9 protein-coding genes, 15 tRNA genes and 3 rRNA genes are annotated in these 16,689 nt (G+C 46.5%); 25 read left to right on the forward strand and 2 right to left on the reverse strand.

The window, feature by feature from the left end:
• The first annotated feature begins 304 nt into the window (after positions 1–304).
• The 18 genes from FOF60_RS05235 to FOF60_RS05320 all read left to right on the forward strand — a co-directional run bounded on the left by FOF60_RS05235 (position 305) and on the right by FOF60_RS05320 (position 6,982).
• Positions 305–1,854 (forward strand): 16S ribosomal RNA (locus FOF60_RS05235).
• 225 nt (positions 1,855–2,079) lie between these two features.
• Positions 2,080–5,014 (forward strand): 23S ribosomal RNA (locus tag FOF60_RS05240).
• Positions 5,015–5,161: 147 nt separating this feature from the next.
• Positions 5,162–5,277: ribosomal RNA gene (gene rrf, locus FOF60_RS05245) — 5S ribosomal RNA — on the forward strand.
• Together the 16S, 23S and 5S rRNA genes with 15 tRNA genes alongside form the textbook arrangement of a ribosomal RNA operon.
• A 67-nt stretch (positions 5,278–5,344) precedes the next feature.
• Positions 5,345–5,419 (forward strand) — tRNA-Asn (locus FOF60_RS05250).
• Between the two features lie 4 nt (positions 5,420–5,423).
• Positions 5,424–5,515 (forward strand) — tRNA-Ser (locus FOF60_RS05255).
• Positions 5,516–5,530: 15 nt separating this feature from the next.
• Positions 5,531–5,605 (forward strand) — tRNA-Glu (locus tag FOF60_RS05260).
• A 3-nt stretch (positions 5,606–5,608) separates the two neighbouring features.
• Positions 5,609–5,684 (forward strand) — tRNA-Val (locus tag FOF60_RS05265).
• Between the two features lie 182 nt (positions 5,685–5,866).
• Positions 5,867–5,940 (forward strand) — tRNA-Met (locus tag FOF60_RS05270).
• 40 nt (positions 5,941–5,980) lie between these two features.
• Positions 5,981–6,056, forward strand: a tRNA-Asp gene (locus tag FOF60_RS05275).
• A 4-nt stretch (positions 6,057–6,060) separates the two neighbouring features.
• Positions 6,061–6,136, forward strand: a tRNA-Phe gene (locus FOF60_RS05280).
• A 71-nt stretch (positions 6,137–6,207) separates the two neighbouring features.
• Positions 6,208–6,292, forward strand: a tRNA-Tyr gene (locus tag FOF60_RS05285).
• 8 nt (positions 6,293–6,300) lie between these two features.
• Positions 6,301–6,374, forward strand: a tRNA-Trp gene (locus FOF60_RS05290).
• Positions 6,375–6,385: 11 nt separating this feature from the next.
• Positions 6,386–6,461: transfer RNA gene (locus tag FOF60_RS05295), tRNA-His, on the forward strand.
• Positions 6,462–6,500: 39 nt separating this feature from the next.
• A tRNA-Gln gene (locus FOF60_RS05300) sits at positions 6,501–6,575 on the forward strand.
• 4 nt (positions 6,576–6,579) lie between these two features.
• Positions 6,580–6,654, forward strand: a tRNA-Gly gene (locus FOF60_RS05305).
• Between the two features lie 9 nt (positions 6,655–6,663).
• Positions 6,664–6,738, forward strand: a tRNA-Cys gene (locus FOF60_RS05310).
• A 33-nt stretch (positions 6,739–6,771) separates the two neighbouring features.
• Positions 6,772–6,856 (forward strand) — tRNA-Leu (locus FOF60_RS05315).
• Positions 6,857–6,908: 52 nt separating this feature from the next.
• A tRNA-Gly gene (locus FOF60_RS05320) sits at positions 6,909–6,982 on the forward strand.
• Positions 6,983–7,282: 300 nt separating this feature from the next.
• Here the strand turns inward: FOF60_RS05320 and FOF60_RS05325 are convergent.
• Positions 7,283–7,951 (reverse strand): B3/B4 domain-containing protein, encoded by a 669-nt coding sequence (locus FOF60_RS05325; protein WP_192473780.1) that lies wholly within the window; start codon positions 7,949–7,951, stop codon positions 7,283–7,285.
• A gap of 105 nt (positions 7,952–8,056) precedes the next feature.
• On the opposite strand from FOF60_RS05325, the gene queG reads away from it, so the two are divergent.
• The 6 genes from queG to FOF60_RS05355 all read left to right on the forward strand — a co-directional run bounded on the left by queG (position 8,057) and on the right by FOF60_RS05355 (position 14,142).
• Positions 8,057–9,214 (forward strand): tRNA epoxyqueuosine(34) reductase QueG, encoded by a 1,158-nt coding sequence (gene queG / locus FOF60_RS05330; protein ID WP_192473779.1) that lies wholly within the window; start codon positions 8,057–8,059, stop codon positions 9,212–9,214.
• Between the two features lie 89 nt (positions 9,215–9,303).
• Positions 9,304–10,197 (forward strand): amidase domain-containing protein, encoded by an 894-nt coding sequence (locus FOF60_RS05335; protein WP_192473778.1) that lies wholly within the window; start codon positions 9,304–9,306, stop codon positions 10,195–10,197.
• Between the two features lie 90 nt (positions 10,198–10,287).
• A complete protein-coding gene (trmL, locus tag FOF60_RS05340; RefSeq protein ID WP_192473777.1) occupies positions 10,288–10,767 on the forward strand; it encodes a tRNA (uridine(34)/cytosine(34)/5-carboxymethylaminomethyluridine(34)-2'-O)-methyltransferase TrmL in 480 nt (159 codons plus the stop codon).
• A gap of 123 nt (positions 10,768–10,890) precedes the next feature.
• Positions 10,891–11,640 carry an oxygen-insensitive NADPH nitroreductase gene (gene nfsA, locus FOF60_RS05345; RefSeq protein ID WP_192473776.1) on the forward strand — a complete coding sequence of 250 codons (750 nt, stop codon included), beginning with the start codon at positions 10,891–10,893 and terminating at the stop codon, positions 11,638–11,640.
• Positions 11,641–11,981: 341 nt separating this feature from the next.
• On the forward strand, positions 11,982–13,877 hold the full coding sequence (locus FOF60_RS05350) for a PrkA family serine protein kinase (protein ID WP_192473775.1): 1,896 nt from the start codon (positions 11,982–11,984) through the stop codon (positions 13,875–13,877).
• A gap of 82 nt (positions 13,878–13,959) precedes the next feature.
• The gene (locus FOF60_RS05355; RefSeq protein ID WP_192473774.1) at positions 13,960–14,142 is read left to right on the forward strand and encodes a hypothetical protein; all 183 of its coding nucleotides are present in this window, start codon (positions 13,960–13,962) and stop codon (positions 14,140–14,142) included.
• 446 nt (positions 14,143–14,588) lie between these two features.
• On the opposite strand, the gene FOF60_RS05360 is transcribed toward FOF60_RS05355, so the two are convergent.
• Positions 14,589–15,773, reverse strand: a complete 1,185-nt coding sequence (locus FOF60_RS05360) for an IS256 family transposase (protein WP_192473842.1) — start codon at positions 15,771–15,773, stop codon at positions 14,589–14,591.
• 307 nt (positions 15,774–16,080) lie between these two features.
• On the opposite strand from FOF60_RS05360, the gene FOF60_RS05365 reads away from it, so the two are divergent.
• On the forward strand, positions 16,081–16,602 hold the full coding sequence (locus tag FOF60_RS05365) for a hypothetical protein (protein ID WP_264647645.1): 522 nt from the start codon (positions 16,081–16,083) through the stop codon (positions 16,600–16,602).
• Positions 16,603–16,689: the final 87 nt, after the last annotated feature.

The raw sequence follows: 16,689 nt of genomic DNA on the forward strand, positions 1-16,689 counted from the left end.
AAAAAACCTATTGACCATTTAAAAAATACTTGGTATATTAATAACCGTCGCTGCGGAACACAGCAAAAACATTTTCGCGGCAGACGGTTAAAAAACTTAAAGTGCTTTTCAGTCGATAATATTTTTTAAAAAGTTGTTGACAGAAAAAACACTGGATGTTATATTAGTAAAGTCGCTTCTGGGCGACGCTAACTAACTTGCTCTTTGAAAACTAAACAAACAAGCGTCAACAAACAATAAATGATCATGTTTCTTCTATAGAACATGAGCCAACGTTTTAACTTATGAGCTAACTCATAACTCTTTTTTGGAGAGTTTGATCCTGGCTCAGGACGAACGCTGGCGGCGTGCCTAATACATGCAAGTCGAGCGGATCTTCATTAGCTTGCTTTTGAAGATCAGCGGCGGACGGGTGAGTAACACGTGGGCAACCTGCCTGTAAGACTGGGATAACTTCGGGAAACCGGAGCTAATACCGGATAATCCTTTCCCTCACATGAGGGAAAGCTGAAAGACGGTTTCGGCTGTCACTTACAGATGGGCCCGCGGCGCATTAGCTAGTTGGTGAGGTAACGGCTCACCAAGGCAACGATGCGTAGCCGACCTGAGAGGGTGATCGGCCACACTGGGACTGAGACACGGCCCAGACTCCTACGGGAGGCAGCAGTAGGGAATCTTCCGCAATGGACGAAAGTCTGACGGAGCAACGCCGCGTGAACGATGAAGGCTTTCGGGTCGTAAAGTTCTGTTGTTAGGGAAGAACAAGTACCGGAGTAACTGCCGGTACCTTGACGGTACCTAACCAGAAAGCCACGGCTAACTACGTGCCAGCAGCCGCGGTAATACGTAGGTGGCAAGCGTTGTCCGGAATTATTGGGCGTAAAGCGCGCGCAGGCGGTTCCTTAAGTCTGATGTGAAAGCCCCCGGCTCAACCGGGGAGGGTCATTGGAAACTGGGGAACTTGAGTGCAGAAGAGGAGAGCGGAATTCCACGTGTAGCGGTGAAATGCGTAGAGATGTGGAGGAACACCAGTGGCGAAGGCGGCTCTCTGGTCTGTAACTGACGCTGAGGCGCGAAAGCGTGGGGAGCGAACAGGATTAGATACCCTGGTAGTCCACGCCGTAAACGATGAGTGCTAAGTGTTAGAGGGTTTCCGCCCTTTAGTGCTGCAGCAAACGCATTAAGCACTCCGCCTGGGGAGTACGGCCGCAAGGCTGAAACTCAAAGGAATTGACGGGGGCCCGCACAAGCGGTGGAGCATGTGGTTTAATTCGAAGCAACGCGAAGAACCTTACCAGGTCTTGACATCCTCTGACAACCCTAGAGATAGGGCGTTCCCCTTCGGGGGACAGAGTGACAGGTGGTGCATGGTTGTCGTCAGCTCGTGTCGTGAGATGTTGGGTTAAGTCCCGCAACGAGCGCAACCCTTGATCTTAGTTGCCAGCATTCAGTTGGGCACTCTAAGGTGACTGCCGGTGACAAACCGGAGGAAGGTGGGGATGACGTCAAATCATCATGCCCCTTATGACCTGGGCTACACACGTGCTACAATGGATGGAACAAAGGGCCGCAAAACCGCGAGGTCGAGCCAATCCCATAAATCCATTCTCAGTTCGGATTGCAGGCTGCAACTCGCCTGCATGAAGCCGGAATCGCTAGTAATCGCGGATCAGCATGCCGCGGTGAATACGTTCCCGGGCCTTGTACACACCGCCCGTCACACCACGAGAGTTTGTAACACCCGAAGTCGGTGGGGTAACCTTTTGGAGCCAGCCGCCTAAGGTGGGACAGATGATTGGGGTGAAGTCGTAACAAGGTAGCCGTATCGGAAGGTGCGGCTGGATCACCTCCTTTCTAAGGATATTGCCGTAAAGGCAATCGGAATGCGAATCTTTCGATTCGTACTGTGGATGTAATCCACATAGTTGTACGCTTGTTTGTTTAGTTTTGAGGGAGCAATTCTCTCAAAGCTTTTTTGTTCCTTGAAAACTAGATAATCGTAAGTAAGAAGAACCAAGAAAAAACCGAGTGATCGCCATTTTAGTTTTTCTCTCTATTTAATAGAGAAATGACCTTTTAGGTTAAGTTAGAAAGGGCGCACGGTGGATGCCTTGGCACTAGGAGCCGATGAAGGACGGGACTAACACCGATATGCTTCGGGGAGCTGTAAGTAAGCTTTGATCCGGAGATTTCCGAATGGGGAAACCCACTGTTCGTAATGGAACAGTATCTTTGCCTGAATACATAGGGCATTGAAGGCAGACCCGGGGAACTGAAACATCTAAGTACCCGGAGGAAGAGAAAGCAAACGCGATTCCCTGAGTAGCGGCGAGCGAAACGGGACATAGCCCAAACCAAGAGGCTTGCCTCTTGGGGTTGTAGGACACTCAACATGGAGTTACAAAGGAACGGGGTAGATGAAGTGGTCTGGAAAGGCCCGTCAGAGAAGGTAAAAACCCTGTAGTTGAAACTTCGTTCCCTCCTGAGTGGATCCTGAGTACGGCGGGACACGAGAAATCCCGTCGGAAGCTGGGAGGACCATCTCCCAAGGCTAAATACTCCCTAGTGACCGATAGTGAACCAGTACCGTGAGGGAAAGGTGAAAAGCACCCCGGAAGGGGAGTGAAAGAGATCCTGAAACCGTGTGCCTACAAGTAGTCAGAGCCCGTTCATGGGTGATGGCGTGCCTTTTGTAGAATGAACCGGCGAGTTACGATTACATGCAAGGTTAAGTTGATGAGACGGAGCCGCAGCGAAAGCGAGTCTGAATAGGGCGAATGAGTATGTGGTCGTAGACCCGAAACCAGGTGATCTACCCATGTCCAGGGTGAAGGTTGGGTAACACCAACTGGAGGCCCGAACCCACGCACGTTGAAAAGTGCGGGGATGAGGTGTGGGTAGCGGAGAAATTCCAATCGAACTTGGAGATAGCTGGTTCTCTCCGAAATAGCTTTAGGGCTAGCCTCACGTTGTAAGAGTCTTGGAGGTAGAGCACTGTTTGGACTAGGGGCCCTCATCGGGTTACCGAATTCAGACAAACTCCGAATGCCAAAGACTTATCCGTGGGAGTCAGACTGCGAGTGATAAGATCCGTAGTCAAAAGGGAAACAGCCCAGACCACCAGCTAAGGTCCCAAAGTATACGTTAAGTGGAAAAGGATGTGGAGTTGCTTAGACAACCAGGATGTTGGCTTAGAAGCAGCCACCATTTAAAGAGTGCGTAATAGCTCACTGGTCGAGTGACTCTGCGCCGAAAATGTACCGGGGCTAAACGTATCACCGAAGCTGTGGATTGACATCTTAGATGTCAGTGGTAGGAGAGCGTTCTAAGGGCGTTGAAGTCAGACCGTAAGGACTGGTGGAGCGCTTAGAAGTGAGAATGCCGGTATGAGTAGCGAAAGATGGGTGAGAATCCCATCCACCGAATGCCTAAGGTTTCCTGAGGAAGGCTCGTCCTCTCAGGGTTAGTCGGGACCTAAGCCGAGGCCGAAAGGCGTAGGCGATGGACAACAGGTTGATATTCCTGTACCACCTCTTTATCGTTTGAGCAATGGGGGGACGCAGGAGGATAGGGTAAGCGCGCTGTTGGATATGCGCGTCTAAGCAGTTAGGCTGCAAGTGAGGCAAATCCCGCTTGCGTGAAGGCTGAGCTGTGACAGCGAGGGAAATATAGTACCGAAGTTCCTGATTCCACACTGCCAAGAAAAGCCTCTAGCGAGATAAAAGGTGCCCGTACCGCAAACCGACACAGGTAGGCGAGGAGAGAATCCTAAGGTGAGCGAGAGAACTCTCGTTAAGGAACTCGGCAAAATGACCCCGTAACTTCGGGAGAAGGGGTGCTCATTTGGGTGAATAGCCCGGATGAGCCGCAGTGAATAGGCCCAGGCGACTGTTTAGCAAAAACACAGGTCTCTGCGAAGCCGCAAGGCGAAGTATAGGGGCTGACGCCTGCCCGGTGCTGGAAGGTTAAGAGGAGGGGTTAGCTCACGCGAAGCTCTGAATCGAAGCCCCAGTAAACGGCGGCCGTAACTATAACGGTCCTAAGGTAGCGAAATTCCTTGTCGGGTAAGTTCCGACCCGCACGAAAGGCGTAACGATCTGGGCACTGTCTCAACGAGAGACTCGGTGAAATTATAGTACCTGTGAAGATGCAGGTTACCCGCGACAGGACGGAAAGACCCCGTGGAGCTTTACTGTAGCCTGATATTGAATTTTGGTACAGCTTGTACAGGATAGGTAGGAGCCTGAGAAACCGGAGCGCCAGCTTCGGTGGAGGCGTCGGTGGGATACTACCCTGGCTGTATTGAAATTCTAACCCACGCCCCTGATCGGGGCGGGAGACAGTGTCAGGTGGGCAGTTTGACTGGGGCGGTCGCCTCCTAAAGAGTAACGGAGGCGCCCAAAGGTTCCCTCAGAATGGTTGGAAATCATTCGCAGAGTGTAAAGGCACAAGGGAGCTTGACTGCGAGACCTACAAGTCGAGCAGGGACGAAAGTCGGGCTTAGTGATCCGGTGGTTCCGCATGGAAGGGCCATCGCTCAACGGATAAAAGCTACCCCGGGGATAACAGGCTTATCTCCCCCAAGAGTCCACATCGACGGGGAGGTTTGGCACCTCGATGTCGGCTCATCGCATCCTGGGGCTGTAGTCGGTCCCAAGGGTTGGGCTGTTCGCCCATTAAAGCGGTACGCGAGCTGGGTTCAGAACGTCGTGAGACAGTTCGGTCCCTATCCGTCGTGGGCGCAGGAAATTTGAGAGGAGCTGTCCTTAGTACGAGAGGACCGGGATGGACGCACCGCTGGTGTACCAGTTGTCTTGCCAAAGGCATCGCTGGGTAGCTATGTGCGGACGGGATAAGTGCTGAAAGCATCTAAGCATGAAGCCCCCCTCAAGATGAGATTTCCCATAGCGCAAGCTAGTAAGAACCCTGAAAGATGATCAGGTTGATAGGTCAGAGGTGGAAGCGCGGTGACGTGTGGAGCTGACTGATACTAATCGTTCGAGGACTTAACCAAAATGATTACTCGTTCTTCTTGTTTTCTTCTTACAACATTATCTAGTTTTGAGGGAATAAAAGCTTTTCATTAAGTGAAAAACTTTCTTAATTTTTCTCTTGCAAAATGCATAAAAGACAGTATAATAGATATTGTCTTTAAAAAATGTCTGGTGGCGATGGCGAGAAGGTCACACCCGTTCCCATACCGAACACGGAAGTTAAGCTTCTCAGCGCCGATGGTAGTTGGGGGTTTCCCCCTGTGAGAGTAGGACGCCGCCGGGCAGGATGCATTTTCATCCAATCTTCAAAGATATGGATCGCGTATCCAAGTCGGAGAAATAATCATTATTCCGCAGTAGCTCAGTGGTAGAGCACTCGGCTGTTAACCGAGCGGTCGTAGGTTCGAATCCTACCTGCGGAGCCAATTTGGAGAGCTGTCCGAGAGGTCGAAGGAGCACGATTGGAAATCGTGTAGACGGTCAACGCTGTCTCAAGGGTTCGAATCCCTTGCTCTCCGCCATAGAAACTTATATCTGGCCCCTTGGTCAAGCGGTTAAGACACCGCCCTTTCACGGCGGTAACACGGGTTCGAATCCCGTAGGGGTCACCAAACGGAGGATTAGCTCAGCTGGGAGAGCATCTGCCTTACAAGCAGAGGGTCGGCGGTTCGATCCCGTCATCCTCCACCATGATTTTTCACGAAGTGAAAATAATCTTCAATTAATATCGTCGCGGGGTGGAGCAACGAGCGTTACTTCACTGTATGAACTGCGAGTTGTACCGATTGAGCAGCAGCTTGAATAAACTTCCTGAGATCGGGACAGTCATTGCTCTTAAGGTGCATGCACAAATCGATATTCTTTATTACCGTCGCGGGGTGGAGCAGTCCGGTAGCTCGTCGGGCTCATAACCCGAAGGTCGCAGGTTCAAATCCTGCCCCCGCAATCATAAAGTTATTTTCAAGTTAATCACTTGAAAAGACTTTGGTCCCGTGGTGTAGCGGTTAACATGCCTGCCTGTCACGCAGGAGATCGCCGGTTCGATCCCGGTCGGGACCGCCATTGTGGCTCAGTAGCTCAGTCGGTAGAGCAAAGGACTGAAAATCCTTGTGTCGGCGGTTCGATTCCGTCCTGAGCCACCATTTATGTAATACCTTGTTATTTAGGTAATTTAATAAAATGGCTTTTTTAACATCAGAAAAAATGTTATAGTGGAGGGGTAGCGAAGTGGCTAAACGCGGCGGACTGTAAATCCGCTCCCTCAGGGTTCGGCGGTTCGAATCCGTCCCCCTCCACCACTTAATATAGGGGTATAGTTTAAAGGTAGAACGAAGGTCTCCAAAACCTTTGGTGTGGGTTCGATTCCTACTACCCCTGCCAATTTTATTATGGCGATTGTGGCGAAGTGGTTAACGCATCGGATTGTGGTTCCGACATTCGTGGGTTCGATTCCCATCAGTCGCCCCATTTTAATCACAAATTCATCAGTAGATGAATAGTATATTTTGGGCTATAGCCAAGCGGTAAGGCAACGGACTTTGACTCCGTCATGCGTTGGTTCGAATCCAGCTAGCCCAGCCATTTTGCGGAAGTAGTTCAGTGGTAGAATACAACCTTGCCAAGGTTGGGGTCGCGGGTTCGAATCCCGTCTTCCGCTCCAAAAATATATGGCGGCATAGCCAAGTGGTAAGGCAAAGGTCTGCAAAACCTTTATTCACCGGTTCAAATCCGGTTGCCGCCTCCACTAGATTATAGTGGCAGCAAGACAATTTAATATGCCGGTGTGGCGGAATTGGCAGACGCGCACGACTCAAAATCGTGTTCCTTCTGGAGTGTCGGTTCGACCCCGACCACCGGTACCACTTTTATTATAAACAGGTGATCCTGTTTTCTTTATTTCATAAAGATGTGTATGCGGGTGTAGTTTACTGGTAAAACCTCAGCCTTCCAAGCTGATGTAGTGGGTTCGATTCCCATCACCCGCTCCATACATACGTGACTAACGCAGTATGTCGTTTCCAGAAAACGATATGCTGCGTTTTTTCTTTTCTTTGTCTTTGTAAAAAACTGAATGTTGATTTCACAGTGTTCCATTCAAGTCGTTGGATTTTGTCTTATTTATAGCAGTTAACCGGAATACCTCCGCTTATTTCAGCTTCATACGCTTCAAATATTACAATAGCCGGAATTTCTCCGCTTAAAAATCTCATACCTACTTGAAAATAACAATGAATGATATAAAGTATTATCTTTTCTTTAAATATTTCTCGAAAAGAAAGTAGGATGCCTCAGCATCCTAAAATTCGATATGTGCCCGCTCCGCCATGGATTTGGGTAAACATGTTCATTAGAGACTCGGTCATTTTTTGCTTGCCTTCAGGGGAAGCTGAAGGTCTTAAATAAACGATCTGCAGAGCATTTGTTGTTTTTTCAGTTACGGCTGTTCTTTCTGAATCAACAAATGGACTTCCGAATGGTCCTTGTTCATCAGCAGAGATCATCAGGTTCGCCAGGTTATTCGTTCTTCCATTCAAACCTGTGTATTCTTCGTTTTCTTCTCCTATTTTAATCGTTACATTCCCCAACAGCTTGTCACTGTCATAAACACCTATTGGGATTTGATATTCAAGTGAGAAGAAATTATTTAAATCTATCGCGCTATGTATTGATTGAAGATAATTCTGCTTTGCAACACGGCGGTAGAGTGCTTCTGCTGAGTGTCTGTATCGGTTCGGGTCCTTCCCTGTAGTTTTGAATATTGAGCGCCACTCTTTAATGCCTTCAAGATCCGTTACGTTTTTTTCCAGAAGGTCGAAGTAGATTGATTCCTGAAAAAGCTGCAATCTGCCTTTTAACATTTGCGGAGACTTACCTACCTGTATGTCTTTATATTCGATAATCCCGACTGAAAATCGGGGAATGAGATCACATAATGCACTGGAAACTTGAATTTCCATTGATTCCACCTCCAAATTGGCTTTAAAATAGTTTATCATAAAAGTAATTTGCTTATAAATTTAGGGATTCAATATAGATAACAATATTGAAAGGAGGGAACCACCATGGATACAGCTAGCCTGAAAAAGGATATTATTGAATACAGCAAAACGATCGGCATCGATAAAATTGGTTTTGCAGCTCCATCAGCATTTGAAGAGATGAAGGTCAGGTTATACAGGCAGCAGGAACTTCAATATCAATCTGGATTCGAGGAAAAGGACATTGAGAAGAGAACGGAGCCTTCTCTGATCTTTGATCGTCCTAAATCAATCATCTCGATAGCAATAGCTTATCCTTCAAAGATGAAGACGAGAGTTGTCAGCAAGAAGGGAGAACGGCGTGGAATCTTCTGCCGTGCATCCTGGGGGACAGATTACCACGTGGTCCTTAGGGACAGGCTGAAAAAACTGGAGGAGTACATTGTATCGAAGGTACCTGATGCGAGGTTCAAGTCGATGGTCGATACGGGAGAACTTGTGGACAGAGCTGTTGCTGAACGGGCAGGAATCGGTTGGAGCGGAAAGAACTGTTCCATTATCACACCAGAGTTTGGATCATATGTTTATTTGGGTGAGATGATCACGAATCTTCCATTTGAACCCGATACGCCGATGGAGGATCGTTGTGGCAGCTGCAATAAATGTGTGGAAGTCTGTCCGACAGGAGCTCTTGTGCAGGGCGGCCAGTTAGATGCGCAAAAATGTATTGCCTTCGTGACTCAGACTAAGGGCTTTTTGGCAGACGAGTTCCGTGAAAAGCTTGGAAACCGCTTATATGGCTGTGATACTTGCCAGACAGTTTGTCCTGAGAATAAAGGGAAGGATTTTCACTTTCATGAAGAAATGGAACCTGACCCTGAGATTGCGAAGCCGCTCCTGAAACCTTTACTGACCATGAGCAACCGTGAATTTAAAGAAAAGTTCGGGCACGTCTCCGGTTCGTGGAGAGGCAAGAAGCCTATTCAGCGCAATGCGATCATTGCCCTTGCGCATTATAAGGATAATACAGCAATACCAGAGCTGATTATGGTGTTGAAGGATGACCCAAGACCTGTGCTCAGGGGGACAGCAGCATGGGCCCTTGGCAAAATCGGCGGCAGTGACGCTTTTGACGCATTGAAACATGCTTCTTCTGTTGAGAAAGATGAGGAAGTATTAAATGAGATCAGCAAGGGAATGGAATTTTTCAAGGGCAATTCAGAGTCGAATATAACTGTGTAAGAAGGATGGATTTTCATAAAATCCATCTCTTTTTATGCGTGAAATCCTGGAACGTTTCATAAATATGAATGGTGAAGGGAGAGATGAACATGCGTGAGCAACTGCAGGAACTGTTGGAACAGCGTGTCCTTCAATGTGTTTCCATGCCGAGAAATCAATTGCACGAGTGTCCCAGTATAGAGCAGAAAAAGCAGAGTTTTGCCAACAGATCTGCTGAAATAGTAAAAGCAAAGGCAAATGGCAGGGTTGAAGAAAAATTTGAAGATAAGGAGAATGCCTCGATTTTATATGAGGTTCATTTTCAGTATTTGATCAAGCAGCGGGGACTATTTTACATGGAGGAGGAAGTGGAGAAGAGGCAGGCGGAGTTTTACAAGGGTGTTCTGGTAAAGGATGAAAAGCTGAATGAGATCAGAGAGTCCCAGGGCAGCGATGAAGCGTTGCCTGCTTTTGCGCAGCAGGAGGGGGACCAGGAGAGGAAGGGCTTCAGATACGACAGGCTGAAGGCCGTCCAGTATGCTGAAAGATGGTGGAATGACTACAACCCTGCATATAAGAAGTTCGAGGTTGATTGTACCAACTATATCTCACAATGCCTGCATCAGGGTGGAGGGCCGATGCGCGGGTATCCAAACCGCAGCAAAGGCTGGTGGATGCAGAATGATAACTGGAGCTTCAGCTGGTCGGTAGCCAATGCGATGCGCTGGCACATCCCAGGATCCAAGCTGGGCTTAAGGGGAAGAGAAGTAAACAGTGCTGAAAAGCTTAAGCTTGGTGATGTCATCTGCTATGATTTTGAGGGAGATGGTCGTTTTGACCACACTACAATTGTTACGGGACACGATGCGGATGGTATGCCGCTAGTCAATGCTCATACGTACAACAGCCGGATGCGATATTGGGCTTATGAGGATTCGACAGCTTATACCCCGAATATTAAATACAAGTTCTTTACGATTACGGATGATTACGACGATATATGATGACTTAATGACACTTGTATGGCGCCATTTCTTTTGCTGAGAAGGAGTGTAGTGGTATAATAGCTTTAGTTTTTAACAGAGGTGAAAGTCATGGCATTGCATGTTGTATTATACCAGCCGCTCATACCAGCAAACACTGGCAATATCGCCCGTACATGTGCTGGTACCGATACCGAGCTTCATTTGATCAGGCCGTTGGGATTTTCAACGGATGACAAAATGTTGAAGAGGGCGGGTTTGGATTACTGGGAGCATGTGAAGATTCACTATTATGATTCGCTTGAGGATTTTTATCAACAGAACGAAGGCGGAGAATTCTTTTATGTGACCAAATTTGGCAAAAAGGCGCATTCCGATTTTGATTATAGTGCAGTTGAAAAGGATTTCTTTTTTATTTTTGGCAGAGAGACGACAGGACTTCCCCCAGAAGTGATCGAAAACAATATGGAGACATGCCTGAGGCTGCCTATGAATGAAAATATCCGTTCATTAAATCTGTCTAACACAGCTGCGATTTTGATTTATGAAGCGCTTAGGCAGCAGGACTATCGCGATTTGCGTAAATACTAGGAGGCCTTTTCAGGTCTCCTTTTTGGCATGCCAATGTGCCAGCTGGAATTTAAGGGACGAATGAGTACTTTGCATTGAATGAAAAGTTAGGCTATACATTTTCCAGAAGGAGTTGTTATTGAAATGAACCAGGTAATCGAGACTCTCTTACAGCATCGTTCGGTCAGGCGTTTTACGGATACACAGCTGGATCGAGAACAAATTGAAGCAATCGTAAAAAGCGCGCAGGCAGCATCCACTTCAAGCTTCATCCAAGCCTATTCGATCATTGGTGTTACGGATCAAAAAAAGAAGGACAAGCTGGCTGAAATTGCTGGGAATCAAGCTTATGTTGCGGCAAATGGACATTTCTTCGTTTTCTGTGCGGATCTTCACCGCCATAAGGTCATAGCAGAGATGGAAGGTACAGATCTTGATGACTCGATTGAGAGTACAGAGAAATTCATGGTTGCCTTGATCGATGCTGCTCTGGCAGCCCAGAACGCCGCCATTGCGGCTGAATCCATGGGACTGGGGATTTGCTATATAGGCGGAATACGGAACGACCTCGAGGCGGTAAAGGAGGTTCTGAAGACACCAGAACATGTTATTCCGCTGTTTGGCATGGCAGTAGGCTATCCTGACCAGGAAACGGATGTGAAGCCGCGCCTGCCTCTCGAGCATGTGTATATGGAAAATGAGTACCAACAAGACAGGGTGTTGTTTGAAGAGCAGCTCCATAACTATAATAAAACTACTTCTGAATACTACCGGGAAAGAACCGGAGGGAGACGTGAGGACACCTGGACGGAACAGATGGCAAAGATGCTTGGGCGAAAATCAAGGATGTACATGAAGGAGTTTGTGGAAAAACAGAGTTTGAATAGAAAATAAATAATCATAGAAAAGTAAAAAAGCTGCCAATCGGCAGCTTTTTATTTTTTATTGACTCCCGGCTTATCATCGTAACCTGAAGTGAAGATTGCAGCCAAGAATGCAACGCTGACGCCCAGAATTAGAATTAGTTTCATGTATGTAAGCCTCCCTTTAATTCGATATTGTCCATATAGAAATTATTATAGCCTATTATCTCGAAACTGTGAAGGATTGGCTCATTTTTTCCTAAAAGACGTAAAAAGGACAATCATCCTTGCAGAACGTTTACGCATGTTCAAATTGTTTGCTGCATAGAATTTATTAATCGTCTCTTGATAACGCTAGATGGGGAGGTCCATATGGATATTTTAAAAAAGATTGAGATGTATCGCCAGGGTGAAGAGAAGCTTAAATGGGAAGGGACGTTCAGGGAGTATCTTGAAATTGTGAAGGAACAGCCATGGGTAGCTCAATCGGCACATTCACGTGTATATAATATGATCAAGGACGCTGGAATTGAAAAAGATAAAGGCAAGAAGCGCTATTCCTTCTTCAATTCACAGTTATTCGGCCTTGAAGAGGCACTGGAAAGGCTTGTTGAGGAATATTTTCATCCGGCTGCGAAAAGGCTTGATGTCAGAAAGAGGATTTTGTTGTTGATGGGACCGGTAAGTGGAGGTAAATCAACACTCGTCACAATGCTGAAAAGAGGGCTTGAGGCGTATTCGCATACAGACAGGGGAGCAATATATGCAATCAAAGGCTGCCCAATGCATGAAGACCCACTGCATATGATTCCGCATCATTTGCGCAAGGATTTTTATGATGAATATGGGATCAGAATTGAAGGCAATCTGTCTCCGCTTAATATGATGAGGCTTGAACAAGAGTATGGCGGCAGGATTGAAGATGTCATCGTGGAGCGAATTTTCTTCTCCGAGGATAAGCGGACGGGTATCGGCACATTCAGTCCATCTGATCCTAAATCACAGGATATTGCGGATTTGACTGGCAGCATTGACTTCTCGACCATCGCGGAATATGGATCTGAGTCCGATCCGCGGGCCTATCGTTTTGATGGGGAATTGAATAAGGCGAACCGAGGGATGATGGAGTTCCAGGAAATGCTCAAGTGTGATGAGAAATTCCTCTGGCACTTGCTGAGCCTGACGCAGGAAGGCAATTTTAAAGCGGGAAGATTCGCTTTAATTAGCGCGGATGAGTTGATTGTCGCGCATACGAATGAAACGGAATACCGTTCTTTCATTTCCAACAAGAAGAATGAAGCCTTGCATTCACGTATCATTGTGATGCCGATTCCATATAACCTAAAAGTGACTGAAGAAGAGAAGATCTATGACAAGATGATCAGGGAAAGTGATGTAAATGATGTCCATATCGCACCGCATACTCTAAGGGTGGCTGCGATGTTCACAATTCTTACTCGCCTGAAGGATCCTAAAAAGGGCGACATCGACCTGATCAAGAAGATGAGGCTTTATGATGGAGAAAGTGTCGAAGGGTACAACAGAGCTGATGTTGAGGAATTGAAAAAAGAGCATCAGGATGAGGGAATGAGCGGAATTGACCCTCGTTACGTCATCAACCGTATTTCTTCTACAATTATCAGGAAAGAAGTTAAAACAATTAATGCTTTGGACGTCCTGAGATCACTAAAGGAAGGCCTTGACCAGCATCCGTCGATTACGGCCGAGACAAGGGAGCGATACCTGAACTATATTTCTCTTGCCCGGAAGGAGTATGACGATATCGCCAAGAAAGAAGTTCAAAAGGCATTCGTATACTCGTATGAAGAGTCAGCTAAAACCCTTATGGATAATTACCTTGATAATGTTGAAGCGTATTGTAATAAGGCCAAGATGCGTGATCAGCTGACTGGCGAGGAAATCAATCCGGACGAAAAGTTGATGCGCTCTATCGAGGAACAGATTGGCATTTCCGAAAATGCCAAGAAAGCTTTCCGCGAAGAGATTTTAATCCGGATTTCTGCCTATGCGCGCAAAGGCAAGAGGTTTGATTACAATTCGCATGACCGCCTGCGGGAAGCAATCCAGAAAAAGCTGTTTGCTGATCTGAAGGATGTCGTCAAAATTACGACTTCCACGAAGACTCCTGATGAGACGCAGCTGAAGAAAATCAATAATGTCGTCGCCAGATTGATCGATGAGCATGGATACAACTCCACCTCAGCGAATGAATTGCTTCGGTATGTCGGAAGCCTGTTGAATAGATAGATTGTGAGGACCTGCAGATTGCGGGTCCTTTTAGTTTATAAGATCCTGATAGCGGGAATAGTACAGGCAAGAGGTGATTAACATGAGTAAAAAAGAATTGCCAAAAGACTATGTCCCCAAAAATAGTTCCATGGCACGCAATGAAGAAGAAATTGAAAATCTTGGTAAGCAAATGGAACACCGCCGCACAGGCGAAGTCTTAAAAGAAGACTATGACAAAGTACCGGATCCAATCCAATTTGATAAAGCGAATGAAAAGGAATAACCTTTGCTGATAACGCAAAGGTTATTTTTTTGTCAGTGAAAAGCTTTAACATGATTTAAACTTCCTCGCTGGCTTGGAAGGGAATTAGGGCAGGTTATCAAGGAAAAGAGGCAGAGCTGTCCGAACCTGGTGTAACTTCGGACAGGTTCAGCAGGAAAAGTGGAAAAGCTGTCCCAACCTGGTGTAACTTCAGACAGGTTCAGTGGGAAAAGGGGAAAAGCTGTCCGAACCTGGTGCAAATTTAGACAGGTTCAGCAGGAAAAGTGGAAAAGCTGTCCGAACTTGGGGCAACTTCAGACAGGTTCAGCGTGAAAAGAGTCAAGCCCATTATTCTGTGTAAATTCATTCCTTATGAAAAACAAGTTAAACAGCTTATATGTTTTTGATGTTCTGGAAGGGGGGTACCCCCCTTCCAGAACATCAAAATTTTCGCTTCGCAGCGCCTACTACTTCTTCTGTTTTTTCTCTTCTTTTTCAGGGATTATTCTCTTGTTAACTTCCTCAGCGTAATCCATTAGGACAGCTCCTATTAATCTGAATGCGGATTGTGTGTTAGGAAAGATTCTAATCACTTTTTCTCTCCTACGGACTTCACTGTTTATTCTTTCTAATGAATTTGTGCTTCGAATATGCTTATGAAACATGGGTTTTTCATTTAGATATTGGATGGCATCTTCGAAACCTTCTTCTAAGATTTCTATAGCCTTCTCCAATTTTGGATTGTCACCAAATGTGTTGATGAACTCATCTTTATACTTTCTAGCGTCTTTTACCTTCGCTACTTCGAAAATTCTTTTTAGTGCGATTTTTACTTCATCCATATCTTTTTTCGGCATATGAGTGATGATATTCTTTTTGAAATGGACAGTGCATCGCTGCCAGGCAGATCCTACAAATTCTTTCTCAATGGCAGACTTCAAGCCCTTATGGGCATCGGAAATGATCAGTTTTGGTGCTTGTAGCCCTCGTGACTGTAAGTGATGAAAGAATCGCTGCCACGCTTCAAAACTCTCCACATGATCGACTCGCAAGCCCAGTATTTCCCGTCTGTTGGTCTCATCAACGGCAGTGGCGATATAGACAGCTTTGGATACCACACGATTGTGTTCTCTTACTTTGATATACATAGCGTCGGCAAAGATATAAGGGTAGTACATTGTATTGAGTGGCCTGTTTGCCCATTGGTTCACGATAGGATCCAGCTTCTCCGTGAGAGTGGATACGAACGATTTGGATACTTTATGTCCACAGAGCTGTTCCACGATATTGGTTACTTTCCTCGTGGAAACCCCGTTTACGACCATTTCAAGCATGGATAGCACGAAAGCCTGGTCACATCGAGCGTATTGCTCAAATACAGTGGTTGAAAAATCACCGTTTCTAGTACGAGGGACTCTGAGCACAATCTTTCCAATGCTTAAGAGAAGCTCACGATCATAGTAGCCGTTCCGGTAGTCGTGTCGACTAGGTGTACGCTCATAAGCACGCGCTTTTAAATGGTCATCACGTTCTTTTTCCATGAATTCATTTAATACCAGGACAATGGATGCTTTGATCACAGAATCGATGTCTGAATCCATCACGGATTCTTTTAAAAGATCTAGATTTAGGTTAAACTGTAATTGAGTCATAATTAATTCCTCCACATGTTTTTCGTCGCTGATAACATTGTAGGACAAAAGGAATTAATATGACTCATTTTCTATTTACACAATTATATGGGCTTAATCGTGAAAAGTGGAAAAGTTGTCCGAACCTGGTGCAACTTCAGACAGGTTCAGCGTGAAAAGTGGAAAAGCTGTCCGAACCTGGTGCAACTTCGGACAGGTTCAGCGTGAAAAGTAGAAAAGCTGTCCGAATGCAGAGCAACTTCGGACAGGTTCAGCAGGAAAAGGGGAAAAGCTGTCCGAACCTGGGGCAACTTCAGACAGGTTCAGCGTGAAAAGGGAAAAGTTGTCCGAACCTGGTGCAACTTCAGACAGGTTCAGCGTGAAAAGTGGAAAAGCTGTCCGAACCTGGTGCAACTTCGGACAGGTTCAGCGGGAAAAGTGGAAAAGCTGTCCGAACCTGGTGCAACTTCAGACAGGTTCAGCGGAAAAAGCGGAAAAGCTGTCCGAACCTGGTGTAACTTCGGACAGGTTCAGCGGGAAAAGGGGAAAAGCTGTCCGAACCTGGTGCAACTTCGGACAGGTTCAGCGTGAAAAGTGGAAAAGCTGTCTGAACATGTGGCAACTTCGGACAGGTTCAGCAGGAAAAGTGGAAAAGCTGTCCGAATCCAGAGCAACTTCGGACAGGTTCAGCAGGAAAAGCGGAAAAGCTGTCCGAACCTGGTGTAACTTCAGACAGGTTCAGTGGGAAAAGGGAAAAGCTGTCCGAACCTGGTGCAACTTCAGACAGGTTCAGCGTGAAAAATGGAAAAGCTGTCCGAACCTGGGGCAACTTCAGATAGGTTCAGCGTGAAAAGTGGAAAAGTTGTCCGAACCTGGTGCAACTTCAGACAGGTTCAGCGTGAAAAGTGGAAAAGCTGTCCGAACCTGGTGCAACTTC

The organism is Mesobacillus jeotgali, from assembly GCF_014856545.2.
Classification (GTDB): domain Bacteria; phylum Bacillota; class Bacilli; order Bacillales; family Cytobacillaceae; genus Mesobacillus.